This window comes from Paenibacillus jiangxiensis, from assembly GCF_046098255.1.
Lineage (GTDB): Bacteria > Bacillota > Bacilli > Paenibacillales > Paenibacillaceae > Paenibacillus > Paenibacillus jiagnxiensis.
Window position 1 is genome coordinate 1 of the sequence record NZ_JBJURI010000058.1, and the last position, 20,471, is coordinate 20,471.

Annotated in this window: 21 protein-coding genes; 8 read left to right on the top strand and 13 right to left on the bottom strand. The window is 53.7% G+C overall.

The annotated features are described in order from the left end of the window. Together ACI1P2_RS30820 and ACI1P2_RS30825 are read left to right on the top strand one after the other, a co-directional pair. Positions 1–256 (top strand): hypothetical protein (locus tag ACI1P2_RS30820; RefSeq protein ID WP_355326835.1); only part of this gene is annotated, 256 nt, incomplete at its 5' end. Positions 257–491: 235 nt separating this feature from the next. After that, positions 492–1,388, top strand: coding sequence for a glucose 1-dehydrogenase (locus ACI1P2_RS30825; protein ID WP_355326838.1), 897 nt, complete (start codon positions 492–494; stop codon positions 1,386–1,388). Positions 1,389–1,403: 15 nt separating this feature from the next. On the opposite strand, the gene ACI1P2_RS30830 is transcribed toward ACI1P2_RS30825, so the two are convergent. After that, complete coding sequence (locus tag ACI1P2_RS30830) at positions 1,404–2,183, bottom strand: HAD hydrolase-like protein (protein WP_355326841.1); 780 nt, start codon at positions 2,181–2,183, stop codon at positions 1,404–1,406. A gap of 283 nt (positions 2,184–2,466) precedes the next feature. On the opposite strand from ACI1P2_RS30830, the gene ACI1P2_RS30835 reads away from it, so the two are divergent. Then, on the top strand, positions 2,467–2,964 hold the full coding sequence (locus ACI1P2_RS30835; RefSeq protein WP_355326844.1) for a hypothetical protein: 498 nt from the start codon (positions 2,467–2,469) through the stop codon (positions 2,962–2,964). Here ACI1P2_RS30835 and ACI1P2_RS30840 read toward each other — a convergent pair. From ACI1P2_RS30840 to ACI1P2_RS30855, 4 genes are all read right to left on the bottom strand, one after another. Then, positions 2,948–4,582, bottom strand: a complete 1,635-nt coding sequence (locus ACI1P2_RS30840; RefSeq protein WP_355326847.1) for an NAD(P)H-hydrate dehydratase — start codon at positions 4,580–4,582, stop codon at positions 2,948–2,950. The genes ACI1P2_RS30835 and ACI1P2_RS30840 overlap by 17 nt on opposite strands. An 84-nt stretch (positions 4,583–4,666) precedes the next feature. After that, complete coding sequence (locus ACI1P2_RS30845) at positions 4,667–5,305, bottom strand: NAD(P)-dependent oxidoreductase (protein WP_355326850.1); 639 nt, start codon at positions 5,303–5,305, stop codon at positions 4,667–4,669. Between the two features lie 105 nt (positions 5,306–5,410). After that, positions 5,411–5,842, bottom strand: a complete 432-nt coding sequence (locus tag ACI1P2_RS30850; protein WP_355326853.1) for a GNAT family N-acetyltransferase — start codon at positions 5,840–5,842, stop codon at positions 5,411–5,413. Then, the gene (locus tag ACI1P2_RS30855; protein ID WP_355326855.1) at positions 5,820–6,014 is read right to left on the bottom strand and encodes a hypothetical protein; all 195 of its coding nucleotides are present in this window, start codon (positions 6,012–6,014) and stop codon (positions 5,820–5,822) included. Before ACI1P2_RS30855 ends, ACI1P2_RS30850 begins: the two co-directional genes overlap by 23 nt. Positions 6,015–6,198: 184 nt before the next feature. Between ACI1P2_RS30855 and ACI1P2_RS30860 the strand changes: the two genes are divergently transcribed. The 4 genes from ACI1P2_RS30860 (at position 6,199) to ACI1P2_RS30875 (ending at position 9,502) form a co-directional block, all read left to right on the top strand. Then, positions 6,199–7,134 (top strand): hypothetical protein, encoded by a 936-nt coding sequence (locus tag ACI1P2_RS30860; RefSeq protein WP_408976390.1) that lies wholly within the window; start codon positions 6,199–6,201, stop codon positions 7,132–7,134. 149 nt (positions 7,135–7,283) lie between these two features. Beyond that, the gene (locus ACI1P2_RS30865) at positions 7,284–8,228 is read left to right on the top strand and encodes an ArsR/SmtB family transcription factor (RefSeq protein WP_355326861.1); all 945 of its coding nucleotides are present in this window, start codon (positions 7,284–7,286) and stop codon (positions 8,226–8,228) included. 118 nt (positions 8,229–8,346) lie between these two features. Next, positions 8,347–8,793, top strand: a complete 447-nt coding sequence (locus ACI1P2_RS30870; protein WP_408976391.1) for a hypothetical protein — start codon at positions 8,347–8,349, stop codon at positions 8,791–8,793. Positions 8,794–8,845: 52 nt separating this feature from the next. Next, on the top strand, positions 8,846–9,502 hold the full coding sequence (locus ACI1P2_RS30875) for a HipA domain-containing protein (RefSeq protein ID WP_408976392.1): 657 nt from the start codon (positions 8,846–8,848) through the stop codon (positions 9,500–9,502). Between the two features lie 94 nt (positions 9,503–9,596). Here the strand turns inward: ACI1P2_RS30875 and ACI1P2_RS30880 are convergent, their stop codons facing one another. The 6 genes from ACI1P2_RS30880 to lepB form a co-directional block, all read right to left on the bottom strand. Then, the gene (locus ACI1P2_RS30880; protein WP_355326867.1) at positions 9,597–10,661 is read right to left on the bottom strand and encodes a lactonase family protein; all 1,065 of its coding nucleotides are present in this window, start codon (positions 10,659–10,661) and stop codon (positions 9,597–9,599) included. A gap of 172 nt (positions 10,662–10,833) precedes the next feature. Continuing rightward, positions 10,834–12,033 carry an MFS transporter gene (locus ACI1P2_RS30885; RefSeq protein ID WP_355326870.1) on the bottom strand — a complete coding sequence of 400 codons (1,200 nt, stop codon included), beginning with the start codon at positions 12,031–12,033 and terminating at the stop codon, positions 10,834–10,836. Positions 12,034–12,152: 119 nt separating this feature from the next. Further along, entirely contained in the window at positions 12,153–12,485 is a 333-nt protein-coding gene (csaA, locus tag ACI1P2_RS30890; protein WP_355326873.1) for a chaperone CsaA, read from the bottom strand. Positions 12,486–12,665: 180 nt separating this feature from the next. After that, the gene (locus ACI1P2_RS30895) at positions 12,666–14,057 is read right to left on the bottom strand and encodes a hypothetical protein (RefSeq protein WP_355326876.1); all 1,392 of its coding nucleotides are present in this window, start codon (positions 14,055–14,057) and stop codon (positions 12,666–12,668) included. After that, complete coding sequence (locus ACI1P2_RS30900) at positions 14,044–14,580, bottom strand: sigma-70 family RNA polymerase sigma factor (protein ID WP_355326879.1); 537 nt, start codon at positions 14,578–14,580, stop codon at positions 14,044–14,046. The genes ACI1P2_RS30895 and ACI1P2_RS30900 overlap by 14 nt, the downstream gene beginning before the upstream one ends. A 204-nt stretch (positions 14,581–14,784) precedes the next feature. Continuing rightward, complete coding sequence (gene lepB / locus ACI1P2_RS30905) at positions 14,785–15,330, bottom strand: signal peptidase I (protein WP_355326882.1); 546 nt, start codon at positions 15,328–15,330, stop codon at positions 14,785–14,787. Positions 15,331–15,611: 281 nt separating this feature from the next. Between lepB and mprF the strand changes: the two genes are divergently transcribed. Then, positions 15,612–18,173: a bifunctional lysylphosphatidylglycerol flippase/synthetase MprF gene (mprF, locus tag ACI1P2_RS30910; RefSeq protein WP_408976393.1), complete on the top strand. Its 2,562-nt coding sequence runs from the start codon at positions 15,612–15,614 to the stop codon at positions 18,171–18,173. Between the two features lie 267 nt (positions 18,174–18,440). Here mprF and ACI1P2_RS30915 read toward each other — a convergent pair whose 3' ends face one another. Together ACI1P2_RS30915 and ACI1P2_RS30920 are read right to left on the bottom strand one after the other, a co-directional pair. Then, positions 18,441–19,313, bottom strand: coding sequence for a tetratricopeptide repeat protein (locus ACI1P2_RS30915; protein WP_355326887.1), 873 nt, complete (start codon positions 19,311–19,313; stop codon positions 18,441–18,443). Positions 19,314–19,339: 26 nt separating this feature from the next. Then, entirely contained in the window at positions 19,340–20,296 is a 957-nt protein-coding gene (locus tag ACI1P2_RS30920; RefSeq protein ID WP_355326890.1) for an ATP-binding protein, read from the bottom strand. Positions 20,297–20,471 lie beyond the last annotated feature (175 nt).

Here is a 20,471-nt window from a genome sequence, read left to right on the forward strand (position 1 = left end):
GGAACGATTGTACCCCCGATGCACGGACATCTACCTGTTCATGGATGAACGCAGCGAGTTCGAATCGCTTCGCTCCGCTCCCATCTCCCCTCATCTGCGGGACCAGACGGATTTTGACCTGCTCCGGCTCGCCCGACTCCGTGACCGTGCCCTGCGTCAAAGAAGACAGGGTGAAGCTGGAACAGGACAGAAAACTAAGGTCATTACGGAAGGCAAATCAGAAGCGATTCCTAAGGCGACTGTTCGGGGGCAGTAACTGGTCCACCTTCCGCAAAGACACGGTCAGCATGCATTCTCCTTCCCGGACATGAACGTGGCCCGTCCTCCACCTATGCTTCGGTTGGAGGACGGGCCACCATGATTCAATGCATATTCTCTCCCTGTAGATCATAGCATTTTCCACCCGGGTTGGCCTATAGGAATAGGCATTGCTCACGTTTCCTGGGCGTACGCATAGACTATGAAGTAAACAGTTCACCCAGGAGGGACTCATGAATCCCGTATACCCAATTTACAAAAAAGAAACGGTCTGCAGGGAGCAGGTGTTTACCTTCCCTCCTCAGCAGCAGCCGCTCCCGGGCCTGGAAAGCCTTATGAATCCACGCCCGATCAGCGAGAACCCCTCCGTGCACGGCAGCGGCAGGCTGCATGGCAAAACCGCCCTCATCACGGGAGGAGACAGCGGGATTGGTAAAGCTGCCGCTATCGCCTTTACCAAAGAAGGGGCGGATGTAGCCATCGCTTATTTAAGCGAACGTTCCGATGCAGAGGAGACGAGACAGCGGATCGAGCAGCACGGAGGCCGCTGCCTGCTGATCGAAACGGATCTGCGGCACAAGGCCAACTGTATCCGGGCAGTTCAGGACACGGTCCGCACCTTCGGCAAGCTGGACATTCTTGTGAACAATCATGCCGTTCAATATGAAAAGAAGAGTATTATGGACATTTCGGAGGAGCAGCTTTACAACGTTTTTCAGACCAATATCATATCGTTCTTCTTTCTCATCCAGGGCGCGCTGCCTCATCTTGGTCCAGGCTCCTCCATTATCAATACCGCATCCGTTGTGGCTTATGAAGGCCACCCGGTCCTGATTGACTATTCCGCCACCAAAGGGGCGGTTGTCACACTGACACGAACGCTGGCAACATCTCTTGCTCCGCAGAAGATCCGTGTAAACTGTGTGGCCCCGGGCCCGGTCTGGACCCCGCTCATTCCGGCATCCATGTCGCCATACAATGTCAGTACCTTCGGTGCGGATACACCGCTTGGACGGGCTGCACAGCCCTACGAACTGGCCGCTGCCTACGTATATCTGGCAAGTGATGAATCCTCCTATGTGACAGGAGAGGCGATCCATGTCAACGGCGGGTCCATGGTGACCGCTTGAGGAGCAGCGCATGGATCAGGGGCGGCCGCCGGTATGCTGCAGCATTTCGATTTCACGGAGCATGCGGGGCAGATCGGCAAGCGAATCCATGACCAGATGGGCCCCGGCCCGCTTCAACAGATAGGCCGCCTCTTTGCGCTGGTCCTCATAAGCCGCATCTCCGGGTCCGATGCCTTCCATACGGTCCATGAAGCCGTCCAGCATGCCGATGGTCCAGACCCCGGCATTCCGTCCTTCCTGCATATCGGCAACCGTATCGCCAACCTTGACCATATCGCTGAGCGGATATACCTGCATGCGGTGCGCATTTTCATAGACCATCCATGGAAAAGGCCGTCCGCTGCTGACCTCGCAGGGTGTCACCGTACAATCCAGCACATTATCCTCCAGCGAACGGCGCGGAACATTGCCCAGCAAATCGCTGGTGAAGGCTGAGGTGGCCCCGGACTGGATACGGCGGTCACGGATTTCCTGCAGCGCTTTGTCGAGACCGCTGCAGGGGCTGGAGGATTGCAGAAGGGAACGAAGCACAGGAACAAGCTCGGCATAGATATGATCGACATCCGCGCGCCCCGGCTCGGTGCCGAAGCGGTCTATCCAGCTCGCCCGCACCTCCGAGAGGCGCAGGGTGCTGGCGATATGCTCCCGGATCGTCAACCCCAGGCCCCGTTTGATGTTCTGCTGACTGATATCGACACCCATCCAGCGGAATAAATCCTTGATTCCCTGTGAGAGCCGGCGGCCTCCGGGATCCAGCAGCGCGCTTTCCAAATTGAATATGACTGCCTGTATCATGCTTGCCCCGCCTTTCATCGCTGTACGTAAATTCCTATGAGGACCATCCTACACAATAAATGTTAAAAGAAATGCAGCGAACGGTCAGCCTTCTGTAATCTTCACGTCCCGGCATTCCTGCTAACTTTGCGCCGGTATTCATTTAAGATTACAGATTTTATAAATATTCAGCGGGAGCTGAGCATTTTCTATAATCGTAAGAAAAAACTTTCGCTAAATGCGGTCTGTCTTCTTTGAATGTACCTCGATGGACGTTTTTCTTTAGCCTCAGGAGGAATCTTAGATGCGAAATATGAACAATACCCGGCCCAAGCTGCCCTGGCGGATGGCCGTTGGTCACTATGCACTGAGCAAACTCGCCTGCGGCGGCCTTGCCTTTTTCCTGCTGAGTCTGCTCACGCTGCTTCTGCCACGGCTGCAGATTCCGCTTGCGGTCCTGTCGGGACAGACTTACAACGGCGGCTGGCCCATTCAACTCTGGGCCTATGGCTTCGGACTGCCGGCCGCCCTGGCTGCGGATGCGGTTGTGGAGAGCCTGCACATAAAGGATAAAAGCAAAGAGGCCGCCCTGTATTTCACAACCGGGTACGGCCTGTTTCTGATGCTTGCTTATTATTCTATGCCCCGCTTCACGGGAATTTCCACGGCGGACGTGTATGCCGGGATCATCGTTGCCGCTATTTACACAGCCTGCCGGAGACGATGGATGCGGGAATCCTTTATCCCGATTATGTTCGCCTTTATCCTGCCCTTGATCTGCATGATCATAGGGCATCAATAATGTCGCCGGCGATGACAGAAGCCGGGTTGTCCCGGCGGGCTGCAGCCCGCTCCCCGGCCAGACCGTGCAGCCGCACGCCGAAGCATGCGGCCTGGGCGGCGTCCAGCCCCTGCGCCAGCAGGCCGGCGATGATGCCTGTCAACACATCGCCCGCTCCGCCGGTAGCCATCCCGGCGTGGCCGGTGGTGTTGACATAAGCGGCGCCGTCCGTCGTGGCCACGACGGTGCGCGCGCCCTTCAGCACGAGCGTCACCCCGCGCTCGGCGGCATAACGCAGCGCGCAACCGATGCGGTCGCGCTGCACCTCAGGCGTCGGCACACCCAGCAGCCGCGCCATTTCCCCCGGATGGGGCGTCAGCACCACAGGTGCTCGGCCCGGCCGCGTCCAGTCCGCCGCATCTTCGGCGGCGGCCAGGATGTTCAGAGCGTCCGCGTCCAGGACAAGCGGAAGCTCTGCCTCCTCCCACAGGCGGCGCAGCCAGCCGGTGTCCCCGGGGAAGCGGCCGAGGCCGGGCCCTACGGCCAGCACGTCCCGCTCCTGCGCGAGCCGCAGCAGCTCATCGGCCGAGCCGGCGTTCCACTCGCCGTCCGGCCCTTGTGCGGCACCGGCGAGCATCAGCTCCGGCGCGGCGGCGATGACGCGCGGCATCAGCACCTCGGGCAGCGCCCAGGTGACGAGGCCGCAGCCACTGCGCAGCGCAGCGCGCGCGGTCATGAGGCCTGCGCCGCTCATGCGCAGGCTCCCGGCCGCGACCAGCACGTGGCCATAGGTGCCCTTATGGCCATCCGGGTCGCGCAGGCGGCTGACATCGACGCCAAGCTGCCTGCGCAGCGTCTCCTCCGTCAGCAACCGCACGGCGACGCCCTGCTCCGCAGGCAACCGCTGCGGAATACCGATGCGCCGCACGACAACACTGCCGGCTGCTGCCGCGCCCGGATACTGGACAAGCCCCCGTTTCAGAAAGGCCAGGCAGACTGTAACCTGCGCCTGAATGCATGCGTCATGGACCTCGCCGGTGTCCGCATCCAGCCCGCTCGGAATATCCGCTGCCACAATCGGCAGCCCGCTGTCATTGGCGTCGGCAATCAGGGCTGCGTAATTTCCGCGCGGGGCACCGCGTGCTCCCGTGCCCAGCAGGGCGTCAATGATGCCGGTGCAGCCGCTGAAGTTGACCGGGACGCGGCCGTACAGGCAGGCCGGTATGCCGGACGCTGCAGCCGCATCGCGCTGAACCGCCGCTTCTCCGCTCAGCTCTTCGGGCCGGACGGCATAGATGATAGTGACGCGCAGCCCCGCATCCGCCAGGTGACGTGCCGCTACAAGCCCGTCTCCGCCGTTGTTGCCCTTGCCTGCAAGCACGTACCAGTGCTCACGGGAGGCGCGCTCCTGTCCCAGGGTCTCTTCAGCCAGAATCATGCCGCCATGCCCCGGCTTGTCCCCTGTACCAGTCGCAGCTTGCGGCACGGTATTCTGCGCTGCCCCCAAGCCGCACAGCTTCAGCACTTCCTCGGCGATAGCCTTGCCTGCATTCTCCATCAGACTGACAGTAGGAATGCCCAACCGGTCGATCGAATACCGATCCAGCCGCCGCATTTCTTCCGCAGTTACGATCTCCATCTCATTACCTCCCCTTCCGGAAACCCTCTCCAAGATATGCGAGCTCCATCAACCTTTCCGAAAACTCTTCCAAAAAAGCAGACCTTAATAACCTACTGTGAACCGAGCGTTCACAAACTGCCCCTCCTCAATCTCATCCAACAGAGCAACGGCATAGTCTTCTACGGAAATACGGCTGTGCCCCGTCTCGTCGGTCACAAGCCAGTCCGTGCCGACCCGAAAACTGCCGGTGCGGCGGCCCGGTTCGATAATGCTTGCCGGACTGAAGTAGGTCCAGGCCACGTCGGAGCCCTGGTAAATGTCGAATGCGTCGGCATGGGCCAGCGCCAGAGTACGGATTTCCTCCGGAAACTCCTGCGTTTCCATCAGCCGTTCCCCGTTCTCCGTCTTCAGACTTCCGGCTCCGCCTACCACGATCAGACGCTCCACCCCGGCGCGGCGGACTCCTTCGATCAACGTGCGCGCCACCTCCAGGAGCTCCTCCTCCGCGCCGAATTTCGGTCCGTAGGCGCTGACCAGCACCTCATGCCCCCGGGCAGCGGCTGCGATGGAATCCGGCCGCAATATATCCGACTCCACCACCTGCAGACGCTCATCCGTATCCGTGATTTTTCCCGTATCCCGTACGGCCGCCGTCACCCGATGGCCGCGTCTCAAGGCCTCATGCATGATGGCCCGCCCAATCGTACCTGTAGCTCCGAACAAAATGATTTTCTTCTCCATGCCGATCCCTCTTTTCTGATTGTCATTGTCTGAATGATTTCCCTACAGCTACTGCGCCGATATCTTATTACTTATCCGTAAGCCGTGTTCCTTAAACCACCCGTCCTACTCCCTGCCTTCTTCCGTGCTCCATCCCTGCTGCCAGTACATGCCCACCGAGCCGGGGGCCGACAGCCGGAAGCCGAACTTTGCATACAGCCTGTCCGCCGGCACGTCTGCAAGCAGAGTGGCAAAGCTTTCAGGAGGCGCCGCCTTCTCCAGATACTTCATAATCTCGCTCATCACCAGACGCCCGTAGCCTTTCCCCTGGCAGGACGGACGCACCGCAATATCCGTAATATGAAAAAAACAGCCCCCATCCCCGATAACACGACCCATGCCCACCAGCTCTTCATCGATACGCAGGCTGACGGCAAACAGGGTGTTGGGCAATCCGATGCTGGCTCCCTCCACACTCATTGGAGACAGACCCGCAGCCTGCCTCAACTCCAAATATTCTTCAATCGTCGGTGTTTCATGCAAAACTTCCAGTCCCATCGTTATCGCTCCCTCTTTCCTGCAGTTTGGCGTGGCCTATGCTCCATATGTTCCAGTTCTTAACCAATTCAATCAAGCCAAGGCCTTGAGGCTCCCGAATGATTACTTTCCCGTTCCCGAGCGTATTGTAGCAAACCGCAAGCCCCCGTTCAAATCCTGCAGACCTGTTCAATTACAACTTCGCCTATTAGAAGAATGTGTGGACGAAACCCAGGCTTCCATCTAATATTAGGTTATTCAGGCTTTACGGCATATTAAAATTCATTTAAATAGAATCTGTTTCATGAAGATCTATCTTGAAACCGTTGTAGTGGATATGCAATAGTGATCTATAGTATAGAAAGGAGGGGCTGTCGTTGACCCCCTTGGAACTAAAAGCCTTTTTACCGGATCATCCGGTTGGCGTTCTGGCCTTGCTCATTGCTGCGGCTGGCATAGTGTGGCTGTATATCCACAGTGCAGTGCAGCTGCGTCTGTCCCGCAGACGGCGGCTGGACGAGCTTCAGGAATCACTATATCTGTATGGAAAACTTGCAGGACCTCTTCATGCTGCCGTTAACGGACAGCAGGCGGAAAGCGGCGGAGATATCGCGCTTGTGAAGGCTCTGCAGGGGTGCAAGTCCGCCCCTTATCTGACTCCTTACCTGCAGGAGGAAATTCAGAACTGCCTTGACCGCAGGGACAGCTCCAGAGTTTCGCTGCTTCATCGATCGCTGGAACGGGAAATGAACAAGCTGATTGAGGAACGGCGACTACTGCTCAAGGAGACCCACGGTCCCGGCTGGGGCTCGGCCCTGTGGAATTTGCTGCGCCCGGCTGCTTCACCTGCAGCCGTTACAGGCTTGGCGCTGCTGACCTGGCGGCTCATATCGGAGCTGCAACTGACCGAAGCTCCCTCACCTGGCATGACGCTTTCAGTCGTATGGATGAGATACATATCCGGGCTGCTGGCCGTCATTTACGCATACCGGCTGCTAAGCCTGCCGCGCCAGAACGGAATCGATGTGACGGCCTCCCGTCTGCCGGCCAGTGTGCTGTCCTTCCTGATCGCCGCTGCTGCTCTGTTTCAGTGGATCGGCCCGCACGCTTCTCCTTATATCCTGGGTGTTCAGCTTGTCCTGTTTCTAAGCGGATTTATGTTCGCCCGCGAGCGTCCGCGCAGCAAGCGCCCATACGCAGGAACCCCAGAGCAGGCAGGACAAGCCCGGCAAGCCGCTCAGGCAGAGGGTCAGAAAAGCCAGGACGCGGATACAGATGCGGCAGAGACGGCGTCAACCACCTTGCACCGGTAATACGGCAAACAATTCATTAAGCGCTGCGTTCGTGAAGACGTGGCGCTTGTTTTTTTCGCTTTCCGATTGTGTATGTACTTGCAGAGGGTTATTATTTATGTAAATGTAAATGAATTATATAGAGTCAAACTATTATATATGGAGGAAGTATGGAGCTCGATATTTCTGAAAAATCATTGCCGGTATACGAAGCGCTGGCCAGTGAAGTGCGGCTGAACGTGATCCGGCTGCTGGCGGACTCGCCCATGAACATCCGCGAATTGGCCGAGGCTCTGGGGCTTAGCAGCGCGATCATGACCATGCATGTTAAAAAACTGGAGAAAGCTGCCCTCATTACAACCAAAATGCTTCCAGGCCGCGGAGGCGTGCAAAAGGTATGCTCGCTGGCCGTAGGCAGCATCCATATCACCCTGCCGCTGCATGAACAGGACACCCGCCAGTTTCATCAGACCGAAATCTCCGTCGGCCATTATACGGATTTCGATATTGAACCAACCTGCGGCCTGGCCACTGTGGAGAAAATCATCGGCGAGTTTGACGAGCCCCGTTATTTTCTGGATTCGGAGCGGGTGAACGCCAAAATTTTATGGTTCGGCCAGGGGCATATTGAGTATAAGATTCCCAACTTCCTGCTCGCCAGCCAAAATCCGGAGGAGCTCGAAATCACCATGGAGCTGTCATCGGAGGCGCCTTCCACCAACGACAACTGGCCGTCAGACATCTCCTTTTATCTGAATGATGTCAAGCTGGGAGTCTGGACCAGTCCGGGAGACTTCGGGGACAACCGGGGCAAGTATACACCGTCCTGGTGGCCTGATGTCATCAACCAATACGGGCTGCTCAAGCGGCTGCGGGTGACTGCGGACGGAACGTATATGGACGGCAACCGTATCTCGGATGTAACGCTGGATGAAGTGGTGATTGCCCGCAAGCAGTGGAAATTCCGCATTGCCGTAACCGAAGACGCGGAACACATCGGAGGTGTGACCCTGTTCGGTACAGGCTTCGGCAACTATAACCAGGATATTATGTTCCGCCTATACTACACGAACATCGACAGCAGCAGCAGAACAGGCCAGAGTAACAACCATTAGCTAAGTATTTTTTCATCCGAATGCCGTCCAGATGTGTGTCTTCTATGCTATCGAATATTGAATGCGCCGGGAATGATAGAATATAATGTTACAAAAGTTATAGGGTTAGCGGGGTGAGATGTTGGAACATGAGATAAAAGTCAAAAGAAGGGCAATATCTTTTGAAGTTCTGGACTACAATAATGTGGTTGCCCAAGTATGGAGTGAGGGCGGTAATGAGCCCATCTACTGTGAACAGTATACTGATGACCAATTGTGCAAGCCATTTCCTTGGCTAGGCAGCAAAGGCGAGATAACAATTGATCAGCTCTTGGATTATTTGGAGTCTCGTTGTTTTCCACGCACTCGGCACCGGGCAGAGCAGATATTGAAGCATCTTGGGTTGGGTTCATATAGCCCATTGGACATCGTTAAGAAAACTCATGGAGTGCAGTTTGAAGATTATATGTGGATACGCTTTGCAGGAGAGGAAGAGTTGCGGTATGAAGATGTCGGTTTCCGAACTGTCCCTGAAGAATGGAAGGGCGGTCCTGACAGCGTCCTCCAGCAAGGGAGATCAGAGTAAGTGGGTTATTGATCACTTGTGGGCGAAGGCTGACAGACTTGGCTACGAAGGTGTGGCTGAGTGGTTAGCATATCAGATGCTCGCTTTATCCAATGTCCCCAAAGAGCTGCAGGTTCCTTATCATCTGGCAGAACTTGTTTTACCGAATGATGAGCGATCGGCCGGTTGTTATTCCGAGGATTTTCTTCAACCTGGCGAGAGACTTGTTACCCTACAGAGACTTATGAACGCTGCATTGGTTACCCAAGAGGATCTCTTTAGTTCCTATGGTGTAGAAGGCAGAATTAGAAGTACCTTGGAGTTTATAAAAGAAAATACAGGTCTCAGTTGGCTGGAAGAATATTTCTCTATATTGTTAGCATTCGATGCCTTTATTTTGAATGAGGACAGACATTTTAATAATATTGCCTTCATACAAACAGCTGATGGTGGGTGGAGACATTGTCCTTTGTTTGATCATGGCTTGTCTTTCTTGTCTGATACCAATGACTATCCGTTAAGATATAGCGTAAAAAGTAATGTCATGTCGGTTAATGCCAAGCCGTTTAGCAACGATTTCTTACAGCAAGCCAGAGTTTTGAAAGATGTTTATCCTTTAAAGTTTGATGCAGATGGGATTTTCCTTTTACTAGAAGAAAATAGAGAACAATTGGGCCGCGTGTATGACGTAGTTAAGCTCCAGATCGAGAGGTATCCTTGGTTATTTTAAGCAACGCGATAAAACAGGCCATTAGTAAAAAAAGGCGCATAACCGCCAGCAGAACCGGTGGTAATGACGCCTTTTTTAAATTGCAGTCTTGCCCCTATTTCGCAAGCTTTTGCACAGGTTCTATGCATACCGGGCTTGGAATCTCCAGTTCAAATCCTGTGTGCTGCAGTCGGCCGGTGTCCCCGTCGATGGCGAAGGAGACGAGATTGCCGCCGTCCTGATTGGCAGCGATCAGATACCCGCCGGGCAGCAGATTGAAGTTGCGCGGTGTGGCGCCCGAGGTCTCCGTCCAATCGATCACTTCCAGCTTCCCGCTGTCCTGGTCGATCCGGAACGCAGCGATGCTGTTATGCCCGCGGTTGGAGACATACAGATAACGCCCGCATGGCGTCACACGGATATCCGCAGCCGTATTGTCCTGAACGGCTGCTCCTTCCGGCAAAGTGGACAGATGCTGTTGAGGCTGAAGCTCGCCGGTCTGCTGGTTATAAATAAAAGCCGTAACCGTATTGTTCAGCTCATTGGACACGTAAGCAAATTTATTGGTCGGATGGAATACCAGATGCCGGGGGCCTGATCCCGGCGGAAGCTTCGCTTCACGATGCGTCACCAGCTTTCCTTCCTCCAGGCGATAGACGACGACTTGATCCAAGCCCAGATCGCATATCATGACATATTGCCCGCTCGGATCAGGCACGATGGAATGGGGATGCGGGCCTTCCTGCCGATCCTTGCGGACACCTGAGCCGCTATGCTTCACCTGTGCCAGCAAATTCCCCAGGCCTATGTCCGGCAAAATGCCATATACGACGGCATTACCGCCAGAATAGTTGGAAGCAAGCACGTAACGGCTGTCCGAGGTCACGGAAACATAACAGGGATCGGCTCCTTCCGTCGCGCTACGGTCCAACATATGCAGCTCACCCGTCCCGGCATTCACTCCATAAGCATATAAATGCCCATCTGCCGTTTCACTGACCGCATACAAACGGGAGCCATCGGGGCTAAGCCTCACAAATGACGGTCTCTCGATACCTTCTGTCCCGTTTACAATTCTCATCTCGCCGCTGTCCCCGTCAAGGGCGCACAGATAAATCCCCGTGTCCGTGCGGGGGGCGTATGTACCCGTGTAGAAAAAATACTCCTGCTTCTGCTCCATTTTTATCGCCCTCTCCAATTTTTGCATTTTCCATCCTTCATTATTACCCATGTTGGCATGGAAATAAGACCGTTTTTTAATACAGACCTGAAAATAGCAGAAAAGGCGGTCCTTCTGTCCGAAGAAGCCGCCATTATCAGTTGAATCCGATATTTGGTTACTTATTGCCCCTTTATACAGCAGGCTCTGCTCTTCCGCCCGCCTTCCAGTTCACGGCCAGCACCAGGCTGAGTATGAGGATGGCTGCCCCGAAAATGTAAGGCAGATTAATATGCACATCGAACAGGGTTCCTGCCAGGGCAGGTCCTACGATATTGCCAATACTCATATAAGCATTGTTCATACCTGCGGCTACGCCTTGCTCGTCGCCTGCCATTTTGGATAATGCCGTATTGATAGCCGGACGAAGCAGCGCCGTAGCCGTGAAGAAAATCAGGGCCACCCCGAGCACATAGTAGAAATTGCCCGAGAACAGCATCAGCACCAGCGAAATCGCCGAAAACAGGAACGACGCGGTAATGACGGCCTTTTCTCCGAAACGGCTCAGCACCGGGCCAATGGCGACTGCCTGGATGATAGTGCCGATCAGGGCTCCGATCGTAATGACCAGGGCAATGTCCTGTTCATCATAGTGAAACTTGCCTGTCACAAAGAACGGAAACATCGTCTCAAAATGGGACAGGCCGAATGTCAACGTAAATATCATAATGAGCAGCGCAAAATACGGCTTGCGGAACGAAAGCGCAAACTGCTTGATCACATTCTCCCGCTTAAGCATCGTATTGCGGTGCCTCTGCTGATCCTCCAGCGACAGCGTTTCAGGCAGAAAGAACAGGGAAACCAGTGTAGCCACAAGGGACACACAGGCAGATACATAAAATGGTGCCCTTACTGAAATATCAGCCAGCAGACCACCTACGCCCGGTCCGATGACGAAGCCCAGGGACATCGCCGAGCCGAGCAAGCCCATGCCTTTACCGCGTGTCTCCAGGGTGGTAATATCCGCGATATAGGCCATCATCGGCGGAATCAGAAAGGCCGCCCCGATGCCTCCGATCAGACGGGAAACGTAAAGCATCCACATCGAGGTGCCCAAGGCAAAAATAACGGATGAGGCCGTCATGATGACCAGACCGAGAATAATCAGCTTTTTGCGGCCGTATTTATCCGACCATTCCCCGCCAATAGGGGAAAATATGAACTGTGTAAGCCCGAAGACGGCAACCAGGTAGCCTCCCGCTTCCCCGCTGCCCCCCAGCATGCCCATAAACTCAGGCAGGACAGGAATGATCAGACCTATCCCCAGCATGGCAATGAACATGTTGACCATCAGAATGATCAAAGGCCCGTTCCCTAACTTTGTTGCTGACATAATGCGGTTTCTCCTCCTCGCATGCATCTCTCTTTTAATGTGGAAAGTATGCCTTTCTTGGGTATCAGTGCTCCAAGCTCTTATATATTAATGGAGCGCCCGCCAAAAGACAAACAAAATTATCCAATCGGTGTACCGTCCCGCAGCGGAGTATCCGGTGTCAGCAGCACCACGTCTCCCTCACCCGGTATGCCGCCCAATACCAGTACCTCTGACTGGAAGCCAGCAATATTGCGCGGCGGAAAATTCACAACGGCAGCCACCTGGCGTCCGATCAGCTGTTCGGGTTGATAGCGTTGCGTAATCTGGGCGCTTGAACGTTTGACCCCCAGCTCCTCTCCAAACTGAATTTGCAGCTTATATGCCGGCTTGCGCGCTCTCTCAAAAGGTTCGGCGCCAATAATGGTGCCGATCCGGATATCCAGCTTCAAAAAATCATCGATTTCAGCCATGGCTTGTCCTCCTTTAAGGATATTTCATCCAGCACACCGTATTATAGCACATACGTTCGCTTGTTTGAAAGAAAAATTACTGTTCCACTGTGTCGAACTCGGAGACGATTCTGCGGCAGACAATTAAAGTAGCTGTGTAAAAAAATACTCTGTCACGAATTTCTCGTGGCAGAGTATTCACTATTTTCCGAGCGTAAAATTCACTTGATCTTCCACAATCGTCCCCATATGGTCTTCCAACCTGAAGGCCAGCGGCTGCGGGTACGGTTTATCTTCAATCAGCACCACGGTTTGCAGGCTATTGTCAGCATCTTCCCGGAAGGTTTGTTTTGTCTGAAGATAATGAATATTTCCGTTTCCATCCGTAAAGCTTTGGACAAATTCAAAATATCCCTCAGGATATCTGCTGTTACCATGTTTCATTCTGAATGTGATCGCCAGATTGCTGCCCTGCTTTTTAACTCCTGTCAGGATGAGCCGGTCATCCGGATTGTTCACCATTCTTTTTTCATCCGTATTTACGATCATTTTGAAATCGGGGGGCAGCTTATATCTCATTCCTCCGAATTGAAGCTGCAGCGCCTCATCCTTCCTGTACCAGCTGCCCTCAAAGTAGATGACACGCTCTTTCCCATCATCGCCTATACGTTGATACAGATATTGAACATCATGTTCCTGATCTGTCCCCCTGGTATAAAGAAGCGGATCAATAAACCAATCCACAGACTTAATTTCACTGCTTAGCTCGCTTACATATACATCTGTTCTGAGCGGCGTCTGTGCATACTTCTCAAGTTTGAACTCTTTGTCCCCAATCCGGAACGTCTGCTGAAGCACAGATTCCTTTTCCAATGACGCAAAGATGCTTTTATCCAGATGAATAGCCGTTTCAAACCATCGTCCGGGTTTCAAATTCCCGGTAGACTCTTCTTCTTGAATATACCCGGTCAAAATAAAGTCGCCCGGCACCTCTTCCTCCCCGTAAAAGTCAAACACGAAATACCCGGCGTTTTTGCCTGGCGGCTCTGCCGATTTATACGCCACGTTTCCGTAGGAACCGGCTCTCTGCTGTACGTTGGGCAGCAGCATCTGCAGCTTGTCATTTGCAATGATCAGCTGATTGGAGGTGAGCTTATTATCCGTGCTAAAAAATATGATCACCCGCTTGTTATCCGCCAGCATACCGTCAAGATCAAGATTATATCCGCTGTTTTCAAGCTGTCTCTCTATGGGCTGATACAAGCCGTGCTCAACGGCATCCTTTATCGTTCTGTCCGCTTCTGCAATCTCCTGCACATACTCGGGCAGCTCTGCCAGCTTAGTCTGCGAATGCCTCTCTGCCAGATAAGGTACTGCCTCCCACGCAGCGAACACCAGCAGAAATACAGCCGCAGCCGCAGCTGCAGCTCCAAACCAGCTTATGTGATGCCAGCACCGGGCCTGGCTCTTCATGGTATTTGCTTTTCGTATGCCATGCAAAACCGCCTGCTTCAAAGCCTCCTCGGAAGGACGTCTTTCGGCCAGGCGTATCTCCTCGAACATTTTGTTCAGCCCCTCTTCACGCTCCGCCATGCTGCATCTCACCTCCAGTGTCCAGCCTGAGCTTCATTTGCTTTAACCCCTTATACAACCAGGTTTTGATCGTTCCTTCCGGCTTCTCCAGCACCTGAGCTATCTCCGCAATGGTCATGTCCTGATAATATTTCAGGATAAGCACCTCCCTGTACTTGGGCTTCATATGGGCGAGCGCATGCTGCAAATCCAGCTTTCTGTCGCTGATCATTTCTGCGGATCCGCCTTCCACACTCCCGTGTAAAGGCTGGTATTTTTTCCGCCGCTTGAGCTCGTCCCTGCAGTAATTTATCAAAATGCGTATCAGCCAGGGTACAAGTATCTCAGGCTGCCGAAGACTGCCGCATTTCATCCAGCCTCTGCATACCGTTTCCTGCAGGGCATCCAGCGCATCGGCCTCACTGTGAAGATAACTGTAAGCGATGCCGTATAACCTCCGCTGATGTGTCGAAACGAGCCTCTGAAAGGCGTCCTGATCCCCTTTGCAGGCTGCCTGAGCCAATCTTTTTTCTTCGTTTTCCACAGCCCGTTTCTCACCTCCCCCCCGTGTTTTCAACCTGCCGGGTTCACGTGTTTATGAATAAGACCTCCGAGGCCTGAATTTAGTTTTAAAATCATGAAATTAAATTCTGCTACACGCAAAAAAGCACAGGTCCGAGCCGTAATGGCCGATCCTGTGCCAGTTCCCGCAAAGCCTTCAGCTTTGCGCCAGCAGCGTATGAACCTGTTAAAATGTTTTGCCAATCACATGATCCAGCGGGATGAAGCCGATTACACGACTGTCGTTGCTGTTATTCCGGTTATCCCCCATAACGAAAATATATCCCTCGGGCACAACCCATTTCTCGTCATCCGTCTCATCCATGGTCTCTTTGATATAAGGCTCATTCAGCAGGCTTCCGTTGAGATACACCGCATGATCCTTCACTTCGACCACATCGCCGGCCATACCGATGACCCGCTTGACATAAATGCTTTTATTCTTCTCCTCGTCAAACAACCGGAATAACGGCTGCTCCCATAAATCGTTAATAATACTGCGTTTTTCTTTGACACGGCTGTCAATGATAACAATATCACCGTGCTTCAACGTTCCCGGGAAGGTGTTGGGAATTTTGGAGACATACAGCTTCTGCTGGTCATGCAGCGTCGGATCCATCGAATGTCCTTCCACCGTATAAGGCTGGGCAATAAATATGCCGATAAACAATGTGACTACGATGGCGGCGCCAAACGTTCCCAACCAACCCAACAGACTCTTCACCAGTTTCATCAGGGCAAAACCTCTCTTATGCATCATGTAGAAATTAAGATGAAAGCAAGCACAAAATTTCGTAATTAAAAGTTGATTCTGGTATATTCTTCTTATCAGTATACGTCGGTCTCCGCCGTCCGGTCAATTTGCAGGAGCGGAGTGAGACATGGATCCGTCTTCCACTACATTCAAGTCATTTTCAGGAGAGTGAACCTAACTTGCTTACAGCACTCAAGCAGCTCAAATCATTCCGGATCGTTCAGCTTATATTGGCTGCTTATCAGAAACGAATCGTCAGGATGCTTATCCCCCTGATTATTTTGGCCATTGTGATTTGGCTGGGAAGCCGTGAGCTTCATAATATGAATATCGGACGCATGCTGTTCGAGCTGCGGCGTCTTTCACCATGGACTGTATTGGAAATTGCACTTTTTTCCCTACTCGCCGCCGCCGTAATGAGCTCCTATGATTTTGTCGTCCGCAGGCACTACCGGATGCCGATATCCGTCGGCGCGACCTTCCGGTACGGCTGGATCGCCAATACCTTCAATAATGCCTGCGGATTTGCCGGGTTCACCGGGGCTGGCCTGCGCGCATTTCTTTATAAAAAAAGCGGTGTCCCGCTTAATGTCATTACCGCCGCGGTCATTTTCCTCTCCCCTGTCGCGATTACAGGGCTGTCTCTGCTCGCGTGGACGGTTCTGGCCCGTCTGTTTCCGGGGGACCAGTTGTTCCATACTTATCCATGGCTGCGGTGGGCCATGTGGGGGATGGCTCTCTACCTGCCGGTGTTCCTGCTGGTTCAGCGCTCGCGCCTGTTCGGCAAATGGTTCAATCAGGGCAAAGGCACCATGCCCTGGACAACCATTTTCGCCTCTCTGGCCGCTTCTTTGCTGGAATGGCTGTTCGCCGCACTGGCTTTCGGGCTCGTCGGCGCCCGTGTCCTGCACGGTGTACCGCTTGACGCGCTGATCGGTGTTTACGTAATTGCCGCCACGGCCGGTCTGATCAGCATGACACCCGGCGGCATCGGCGCATTTGATGTCACGGCTCTGCTTGGCCTGCAGCTTCTCGGGGTGCATCCCGATCTGGCTCTGACGGTCCTTCTGCTGTTCCGTTTCTTCTATTTTATCGTTCCTTGGCTCATCGCCCTTGTGATAACTGCGGTCGAGATCACCCCTAGTCGGGAACGGATCGGAGAGATGGCAGGCTCAGGCTGGAGCTATTCCCTGAATAAATGGCAGCAGATTTGGGCGTGGCCGGGGCAGTTCCGCTTTCTGGCCGACCTCGGGGTCTGGGCACTGAGCAAGCTGGTGCTCGCTTCCGGGCTCGTACTTCTGCTGTCTGCGGCTTTACCGGGCCTGCTGTACAGACTGCGTTTTGCCGAGAAGCTGTTAACCCTGCCCATTATGCAGCTCTCTCATGATATCTCGGTCATCATCGGCATTATGCTGATCGTGCTGTCGCACGGAATTTCGCTGCGTATCCGGCGGGCGCTTCGCCTTACGCTTGTGCTGCTGTTCGCTGGTGCGATTTTTACGTTCATCAAAGGCTTTGACTTCGAGGAAGCTTCCTTCCTGCTGTTCGTGGCCTTGATGCTGTACCTTTCCAGGTCGCGCTTTTACCGGGAAGGGGCTCCGGTAAGCCGTACCAATCTGTTGATTTGGGGCGGGCTCACCGTTCTGGTGACCGCGGCCTATCTCCTGATCGGAGCAGGCGGCTACAGCTATTTCCTGCACCGTCTGCCCTTGCGCATGAGCACGAATCTGCTCTTTGACCGCCACCATTTTGGCATCAAAGGTGTGCTCAGTCTGATGTCCGCCTGGGTGTTCCTGACCATGTACCTCATGATGCGCCCCAAACGGGACATCGAAGCGCTGCCGGATGCGGCTGAAATGGACAGGCTTCGCGAATTTATCGCTCATGAGCAAGGAAATTTGTTGACTCACATGCTGTACCTGGGGGATAAACAGTTCTATTGGGCTCAGGAGGGCCAAGTTCTCATCCCTTATGCCAGAAGCCGCAACAAGCTGGTCGTACTCGGTGACCCTCTCGGTCCAAAGGACAAAGCCAGCGCAGCCATTCAGGAATTCCAAAGTTATGCTGACAGATATGCGCTTGCGGTTGTGTTTTATCAGGCATCACCAGCCTATCTTCCGATTTATCACGAGAACGGCTACCGCTTTTTCAAGCTTGGGGAGGAAGCATTGGTGCCGCTTGAATTCTTTACTTTATCGGGCAAAAGCAATACACCGCTGCGTACAGTTAGAAACCGATTCGGCAGAGAGGGCTACTCGTTTCAAATGGCTCACCCTCCGTTTGACGACAGCCTGATGGACCAGCTGCGGGCCGTGTCGGATGTGTGGCTTGAGGAGCGAAAGGAAAAAGGCTATTCACTCGGCTGGTTTAAAGAGTCCTATCTCCAGCGGGCGCCGATTGCGCTTGTGCTTGATCCGGAGCAGCGGGTCATCGCCTTTGCCTCCCTTGCCCCGGCTTACGACAACAAACGGACGATCTCCATTGACCTGATGCGCCATCTGCCGGATGCGCCGAACGGAACCATGGATTTTCTGTTTACTCATGTGATGGAATGGGCACGGGACGAAGGGTATGTGACCTTTAACCTTGGCATGGCCCCGCTCTCCAGTGTGGGCCAGACCGAACGCGCTCTGCGCGAAGAAAAGCTGGCAAGGCTGGTATTTCAATACGGCGGCCACTGGTACGGCTTTCAGGGCTTGCGCAAATACAAGGAAAAGTTCTCGCCCGTCTGGGAGCCGCGCTATCTCGCTTATCCGGCTTCCGTCTCTTTGCCCATCCTTACGGCGGAGCTTATGTACCTGGTATCACGTAAAATGGACTAGACTTTAAAAAAGCAAAAGTAGCCGAATTTTATAGCAATGGCATCTCTCCAGTCCGAATCCCACACACACGGCACAGAAGGGCGCGAACAACAAAAGGTCGAGAACAGATACAAACCATCTGTTTTCGACCTTTTTATCACATTCAGCAATCGCGGGAGATTCGCGACTTATTCTTGTTATATTTTAGGTAGCGGGACTGCACAGCGATGGGAGGAACAGTTCGTACTCGGAGCGTCTAAGAACATGAAAAAGGAGATCTTCCGCACTCTAACTTCCTCTTCCTCTCCAGCCGAATACCTTCACATGCACAATCGCTTTGCTCCCCCAATGCACCAGCACATAGATAATGATAAACAGCACAAGCAGCGGTTTGAACAAAAGCCAGGCAAGCGCCCACACCAGAAAAACCTGCCACGGCCGCAGCTTGCGCAGCAGCCTGCCCGGATACAATAAAACCTTGAATACCGGGTTATTTTGCTGCAGGGCTTCCAGGTACTCATCCTGGTACTGTTTATCGTCCGGACTCAAGCGGACGGCACTACGCATATAGTCCTCTCTCAGACTGTAATCGCCCCGCTCTGCCGCCGCCCACGCCAGGTACATGAGCACGATCGGCTGCTCCGCCCCCTCGCGGATCGCCTGTCTGTCCAGGCGCTGCGATTCCGCATCATTGCCCAGCAGTGCTTCCGTATAGCTCATGGACGCCAAATATAACGGCGATTCAGGGCGAAGCTCCAGGGCCAGCAGCAGCTCCTCCTTCGCTTCCCTGAATTTCGACTTTTTGTTAAGCAGCTGGGCCTTTAGAAAGTAATAATGGGGCTCATAAGGGTCGATCCGCAGAGCTTCCTCAACGGACTCGTTAAATGCCTTCACCTCATTCGTCTCAAAGTGTACGCGAACGCGCACATACCAGGCCAGTTGATGATCAGGCTCCCGCAGCATCGCCTCTCTGCTCCAATATAGAGCCTTATCATATTCGTTCATCTGAAAGTAAATTTCCGCCACAAGCGCCATGCCGTCCGGATCTTCAGGCTCCAGACGAAGCTGCCTCTCCGCTTCGGCAAGAGCTTCCTTAAATCTTCTCCACTCGATAAGCTGGTAAGCAGCCGAATAATCGGGCTGATTAAAGACTGTTCCCAAGCTGCAGCTCCTCCTCTCCCGACTGCCTAGCGGATTCCATGCTTCTTCGCGTAATCCAGCACAACCTGATAATCCTTGTTCACATCGCTGAACGTGGCATAGTTCTTGGCCGTTGCGAACCATTCTAGCGTTGTAGCCTTCCTGTTCTTCGCGGCTTTTTTCAGGTCATTATTCGTTATAGGCTCAATCTTTCCGCTCTCGAAAGTGCGTTCCATAGCCGACTCCACGGCATCCTTGACCACCTGCTCCAAATCAGCGCCCGAGAAAAGCTTGGTGTCCGACGCCAGTCTGGACAGAATCAAGTCCTCTGCGGGCTTGCCAGCCAGCTTCAGCTTGAGAATCAGCTCACGCTCCGTTTCTTCCGGCGGCGGAACAAATATCAGGTGATTGAACCGACCGGGGCGGCGGAGCGCCGGATCCAGATACCAAGGAGTATTGGTCGCTCCGATTACAAAGACCTGATCGTTCTCCGCCTGCAGTCCGTCCAGCTCCAGCAACAGTTGATTCACAAGCATCCGGTCATGATGCTGCCGCATCTGATGACGGTTGCCGCCCATCGCGTCCAGCTCATCTATGAAAATCACGCAGGGCTTGTTCTCCCTGGCCTTCTGAAAAATATCATGAAGATTGTGCTCACTCTGCCCCACATACATGGATAGAATGGCCTGCAGCTCAATGTGCAGGAAGTTCGCGTCAATCTCTCCCGCAACGGCTCTGGCGAGGAATGTCTTGCCGCAGCCCGGCGGCCCGAACAGCAGCAGGCTTCCCCCGGCTTCTTTGCCATAGGCCGCGAAAATTTCCGGCTGCTGCAGCGGCAGAATAAAATTCATGCGGATTTTCTTCTTCACATCCTCCAGACCGCCCACGTCCTGAAAGGTCTCCTTCGGCTTTTCCGATTCGACGAGCGATTGATCCTCACTGCTGAACTGGATAAGCTTTAACTTCTTGCGCCTTTGCTCGGCGAGTTCATCATAATCCGACATGCCTGATTCCTCTCCTTCTCTCCCATCAGCTTTTAAATTCAGTCTACCATATTTTCGGTAAATTGTTGTCCGTTGCAGCAGCAGAAAAATGTCCGGGGACTGCGGTGCGGCAAAAAAAATGAAAGGGGCAGCTCCGGGCTCGCCCCTTTCATTTAACTGGATCGATATGGTTTTC